Source organism: Zemynaea arenosa (genome assembly GCF_004614185.1).
Taxonomy (GTDB): Bacteria; Pseudomonadota; Gammaproteobacteria; order Burkholderiales; family Burkholderiaceae_D; genus Telluria; species Telluria arenosa.
In genome coordinates, this window is record NZ_SPVF01000116.1 from 1 (window position 1) to 5,546 (window position 5,546).

At 67.8% G+C, this 5,546-nt stretch carries 8 protein-coding genes; 2 read left to right on the forward strand and 6 right to left on the reverse strand.

The window, feature by feature from the left end; genetic code table 11:
* The 5 genes from E4L96_RS08640 to E4L96_RS08660 all read right to left on the reverse strand — a co-directional run.
* A partial coding sequence (locus tag E4L96_RS08640) for an RNA polymerase sigma factor (RefSeq protein ID WP_135206818.1) occupies positions 1-881 on the reverse strand: 881 nt, incomplete at its 3' end.
* A 51-nt stretch (positions 882-932) separates the two neighbouring features.
* A complete protein-coding gene (locus tag E4L96_RS08645) occupies positions 933-1,799 on the reverse strand; it encodes a YciI family protein (RefSeq protein WP_135206811.1) in 867 nt (288 codons plus the stop codon).
* 21 nt (positions 1,800-1,820) lie between these two features.
* A complete protein-coding gene (locus E4L96_RS08650) occupies positions 1,821-2,249 on the reverse strand; it encodes a YciI family protein (RefSeq protein WP_135206812.1) in 429 nt (142 codons plus the stop codon).
* Positions 2,246-2,728, reverse strand: coding sequence for a VOC family protein (locus tag E4L96_RS08655; RefSeq protein ID WP_135206813.1), 483 nt, complete (start codon positions 2,726-2,728; stop codon positions 2,246-2,248). The genes E4L96_RS08650 and E4L96_RS08655 overlap by 4 nt, the downstream gene beginning before the upstream one ends.
* A 151-nt stretch (positions 2,729-2,879) precedes the next feature.
* Positions 2,880-3,446 carry a DUF1439 domain-containing protein gene (locus E4L96_RS08660; RefSeq protein WP_135206814.1) on the reverse strand — a complete coding sequence of 189 codons (567 nt, stop codon included), beginning with the start codon at positions 3,444-3,446 and terminating at the stop codon, positions 2,880-2,882.
* Positions 3,447-3,540: 94 nt separating this feature from the next.
* Here E4L96_RS08660 and E4L96_RS08665 point away from each other — a divergent pair, with 94 nt between their 5' ends.
* Positions 3,541-3,780 (forward strand): hypothetical protein, encoded by a 240-nt coding sequence (locus E4L96_RS08665; RefSeq protein ID WP_135206815.1) that lies wholly within the window; start codon positions 3,541-3,543, stop codon positions 3,778-3,780.
* A 530-nt stretch (positions 3,781-4,310) separates the two neighbouring features.
* Entirely contained in the window at positions 4,311-4,574 is a 264-nt protein-coding gene (locus E4L96_RS08670) for a hypothetical protein (protein ID WP_135206816.1), read from the forward strand.
* Between the two features lie 209 nt (positions 4,575-4,783).
* Here E4L96_RS08670 and E4L96_RS08675 read toward each other — a convergent pair.
* Positions 4,784-5,546: glycoside hydrolase family 16 protein (locus E4L96_RS08675; RefSeq protein WP_135206817.1), on the reverse strand; the 763-nt coding region annotated here is incomplete at its 5' end.

Below are 5,546 nucleotides of genomic sequence, written 5' to 3' on the forward strand. Positions count from 1 at the left end.
CGCGCGTGGCAGGCGGCGATCGCGGCCTGGATCGCATACGGGCCGAAGGCGCCGCACTGCGCGGCCCGCTCCAGTGCCGCCAGGCCGCGCCGGATCAGCAGCTGGTCCCAGCGGCTGCGGTCCTGGTCCATCAACAGCACCGGTTCGCCGTCCGGTTTCAGGCGGGCACGCTCGCGCGAGGACTGGATCTCCATCAGCGCCACCAGCCCGTGCACCTCGCCCTCCTCCGGCATCAGCTCGGCCAGTACGCGGCCCAGGCGCAGCGCCTCGCGGCACAGGCCCGGCCGCAGCCAGTCGCTGCCGGCGCTGGCGGAATAGCCTTCGTTGTAGATCAGATAAATCACCTGCAGCACGGAGGCCAGGCGCGGCTTGAGGTCGGCGCCGCGCGGCACCTCGAACGGCACGCGCGCCTCCGCCAGCGTGCGTTTGGCGCGCACGATGCGCTGCGCCACGGTGGACTCGGACACCAGGAAGGCGCGCCCGATCTCGCCCGTGGTCAGGCCGCCCAGCACCTTGAGCGAGAGCGCGGCGCGCGCCTCGGTGGACAGCACCGGGTGGCAGGACACGAACATCAGGCGCAGCACGTCGTCGCCGATGTCGCGGTCGACCAGCTCGTCCAGGTCCGGCTGGTTATCCTGCAGCTGCGTTTCGATTTCCCAGGTGAGCTCGCCCTCCTTGTTCCGGTGCAGCGCCTGGTGGCGCAGGTGATCGAGCGCCCGGTTCTTGGCCACCTGCATCAGCCAGGCGGCGGGCTTGTCCGGCGTGCCGCTGACCGGCCAGCTTTCGAAGGCCTGCACCACGGCGTCCTGCGCCAGCTCCTCGGCCAGGCCGACGTCGCGCAGCATGCGGGCCAGCGCGCCGATGATGCGCGCCGACTCCATCCGCCATACGGCCTCGACAACCCGGCCGACGTCCTGTGCCGCCACGCGCGGTCAGCCCTGCATCAGGCTGGGCCGCGCGGCCAGGTGGGCGCGCAGGGCCGCGTCCAGCTGCTCGGCGCGCAGGCCGAAGTCGGCACGCTCCTGCTCGGCGGACAGCGCGGGCATGAGGTCGGCCGCCGTCATCACTTCGCGGATCTCGACTTCCACCCGCGGCCCGGTCGGGTAGGGGATGCTGCGCGCGAACTCGATCGCGTCCAGCATCGACCTGGCGCGCACCATCCAGAACCCCGCCACCAGTTCCTTGGCCTCGGTGAACGGACCGTCGATCACCGAGGCGCGGCCGGATGCCAGCTTGACGCGGGCGCCGCGCGCGGTGGACATCAGGCCGTCTCCGGCCAGCAGGCGGCCCTCGGCGGCCTGCACCGCGTTGAAGGTGTTGAGCGTATCCAGCAGGTGCTGGGCGGGAATGTCGTCGCGCTCCGTGCCGGCATCCGAGCGCAGCAGGATCACGTAGCGCGCCTCGTCGCCCGCCTCACCCGGCGGCACGGAGGCGCAGCCACCGGGGCAGCCCGTCTCGCGCAGCTCCAGGGTGACGTCCCCATCGCTCACGGGCCAGCGCTTGAGCTGCTCGATGGCCGCCGCGCGCGACTCGGCCTGGAAGATCGTGAAGCCGGCCACCAGCTCCTTGCTTTCGGTGAAAGGCCCATCCGTGATGCTCTCGCCGCCTGGCCACATCTTGAGCCGCACGGCGCGGCGCGTGGGACGCAGGCCCAGGGCCAGGCCGAGCGCGCCGCCCGCCTCGAGCTGCCGGTTGAACTCGTCCATGTCCGCCAGCGCGGCGGGGGTGGGGCGGGCGCCGGCTTCGGTGGCCGCGTCGGCCTGCCGGAGGATCATGTAACCGCGGCGGGAATTCTGCATGGCCGGTCTCCTGTCGATGTTTTAGTGTTGCTTGGCGATCTGCTCGCGCAGGCGGTCTTCCTGGGCGCGCGCCTCGGCCGTGAATTCGGGGCCGAAGTCATCCGCAGTCATCACCTGGCGGATCTCGATTTCGCTCTCTCCTTCTTCGAATGGATTCGGGCAGCGCTTCATCCACTCGATCGCTTCTTCCTTCGAGTTCACCTCGATCAGCCAGAAGCCGGCCACCAGTTCCTTGGTTTCCGCGAACGGACCGTCGATCACCGTGCGCTGGCTGCCGTTGAAGCGGATGCGCGCGCCCTTGCGGCTCGGGTGCAGGCCCTCGCCGGCCAGCATCACGCCCGCGCGCACCAGCTCCTCATTGAACTGCCCCATTTCGGTGAGCAGTTTCTCGCTCGGCATTTCCCCGGCTTCCGACGCGGCGGTCGCCTTCACCATGACCATGAACTTCATTGCTGACCTCCGCATTCCGGCATCATGTTTTTCATGCCTTCCTGCATCTGCTCGGGCGTGAGGTCCTGCAGATGGGTGGCGACCGACCAGCGGTGGCCGAACGGGTCCTGCAGCTGGCCGTAACGGTCGCCCCAGAACATGTCCGCCATCGGCATAGTCGGGGTGGCGCCGGCCTGCACGGCCTGGTTGAAGATGGCGTCCGCATCCGGCACGTAGAGGTGGATGAACACCGGCGAGCCCTTGAGCGCCAGCGCGCCGGGGGCCCCGTAGTCGGGGAAGGCGTCGGCCAGCATCAGGCGCGAATCGCCGATGCGCAGCTCGGCGTGCATCAGCTTGCCGTCCGGGCCGGGCATGCGGCTCAGTTCGACGGCGCCGAAGGCCTTCACGTAGAAATCGATGGCTGCCGCGGCGTTCTCGCACACCAGGTGCGGGGTGATGCTGTGGAAGCCTTCCGGAACCGCCTGCACTTTCTTGTCCATGTGAATCTCCTGTTCTGGTTAGTTGTGAGGTGCTACATCCCTACGACGAACCGGGCGATGCGCTTTCGACACTGCCCCAGAAAATAAATTCCCGCCGCGCGGAAGGGTATGCCTGCGCGCGGCGGAAGTCGAGAAAAATGTGGACGAGAAGTTATCGGTCGGATGATTCCCGGACCGGTTCCAGCGTGACCACCACGGCGCGCGGCCGGGTCACGATCCGCGTCGGCGCGAACTGCACCCCGGCGCGGCGCAGGTCGTCCGGCTGGAAGGTGTAGACGGTAATGCCGCTGGCCACGCGGTCCAGCAGCACGTTGGCGATGGCCGTGAGCTGGGACTGGCGGCCGCTGTCCATGCCGTCCAGGCGGAAGTTGTCGATGCGGATGTCGCGCAGCAGCAGGGCGTGGTTGGGCTGGTCGAGCGCCAGGCGGCCGGACAGGGTCAGCCGGCCCAGCCGCGGCGTGCCGCCGCCGAAGCGGTTCTGCAGGGCCGCATCCATGGTGAGCGCGACGCGGTCCAGTTCCGGCACCACCTGCACTTGCGGCTGGGTCAGGGTGACCTCGAACAGTTCCAGCACCCGCTGGTGCAGCGGGAACTTGCGCTCGAGCGAGGTCTGCAGGCGCTGCTGCGAGACTTCCACCTCGCGCGGACCGAGCACGCTGGCGCAGGACGCCAGCAGCACGCACATGCCAACCAGCCACAACCGTTTCACTATGTTCATGAAGTGTCTCCTCGGGCGCACTCTAGCATGGCGCCACAAAGAAAATGTTCCGCGCACGCTTGCTATTCACGCAACGATAACAGAACATCAATGCATGACGCATACCGAACAGATCCGCCGGCACGCCGAGCGCCGGCAGGACAACGCCACGGCCGAGCGCATCGACATGGCGCTGCAGACCTTGCGCGCGTTCGACGAGCACACCGCGCGCCGCTTCCTCAGCATTGCCGGCGTGCCGGACACGCTCGCCCACGACGTCCTGGCCCGCCCGCTCGGCCAGACTCGCCGCACCCGCCTGCTTTCGAGCACCGCCCACGACCGCCGCCGCGCCTGAGCCCCTGCTTTGGTATCACCTCCCGCTACCGGGGTCAGGCCTGTTTTTGAGAATTCGCAAACCGGCAGAGGGACATTTTTCGGTACAGGAACTCGGTGCCTGACCCCGGTATTAAATTCGGCTGTTTTTGATACCGGGGTCTGGCCTGGTTTTGAGAGAGCGCAAAGCGGCAGAGAGAGATTTTTCGGGATGGGAACCAGGTGCCTGACCCCGGTATTAAATTCGGCCGTTTTTGATACCGGGGTCTGGCCTGGTTTTGAGAGAGCGCAAAGCGGGAGAGGGAGATTTTTCGGGACGGGAACCAGGTGCCTGACCCCGGTATTAAATTCGGCTGTTTTTGATACCGGGGTCTGGCCTGGTTTTGAGGGGGCGCAAAGCGGCAGAGGGAGATTTTTCGGGATGGGAACCGGGTGCCTGACCCCGGTGGCGGGGGGCGCTACTTTCCGCCGGTGAGGGTTTGCGGCGGCGCAGATTGACAAGCGGTGCCGGATCTTGCATACAATCACGTCGTCCGACCACCGGAGACACGTATGGCCAGCCAAGCGAAGCAGCTGTACCAGCCCCTGCGCGACATGTCCGCGCAGCGCTGTGTGAATATCGTCGAGGACCTGCTGGAGATCGGGGATGCCAATCCCGCTTCCGGCCAGGTGGCCGAGGCGGTCGCGGTGATGATCGAGGCACTGCGCAATGCAGTGCACGATCCGGAAGTCGCGGAGGCCGTGGACGCCTACCTGCACACGCCCGCCGTGGCGGAGCGGGTCGGCGCCGCCAAGGCGCGCGCCGTTCACGCCTAGTCCCCTCACCGCCTCAGCTGAAACCCGCGGCGCCGCGAAGGCGCGCGCGCGGCCGCCCACGCCCTTGCACCACGCGGCGGCACGGCCGTGCGGCCGGGGGGACGGGACCTGCGGCCATGAAGCGGCTTGGCCGGATTGCCGCGGCGAAGCGACGCCATGGCAGGGAGTGCGCATGGCTCGCCCGGCCGTCCGCGCCCCCAGCGGACCGGTTAATTGGTCCGCTTGTACACGCGCACGTAATCCACCAGCATCTGCTGCGGGAACACCGTCCCCGCATCCGGATTGCCCGGCCAGTCTCCGCCCACCGCAAGATTCAGGATCACGTAGAACGGATGCTCGAACACCCACGTGCCCTTGACCAGCGCCGGCTTGACCGTGTGGTACAGGATCCCGTCGCGGTAAAAGCGCATCTCCTGAGGCTCCCATTCCAGCGCGTACACGTGGTAGTCGTCCGCATACCCGCCGCTGGCCAGCTTCGACGGGCTGCCGAAACCGTTATCCCCCGAGTACCCTGGGCCGTGCACCGTGGCGTGCACGATGTTCGGCTCCTTGCCGATGTTTTCCATGATGTCGATCTCGCCGCACTCCGGCCACGCCACCGCGCCGCAGTTCGCGCCCAGCAGCCAGAAGGCGGGCCAGATGCCCTGCCCGCGCGGGATCTTGATGCGCGCTTCGTACTTGCCGTACTGGCGCTCCTTCAGCCCTTGGCTCTTGATGCGCGCGGAGGTGTACTCGCGGCCACCGAAGGCTTCCTTGCGCGCCTCGATCACCAGGTTCCCGCCGCTGACGCGCAGGTTCTCCGGCCGGCTGCTGTAGTACTGCAGCTCGTTGTTGAACCATTTCGGTCCGGTCTCCTCGACCCACTTGGTGTGATCGAGCGTGCCGCCATCGAATTCATCGCTCCAGTCCAGGGCCCACGTGGCCACAGGCGCCGGCGCAGGTGCGGGTGCCGCCGCCGGCGCGGTGGCGGAC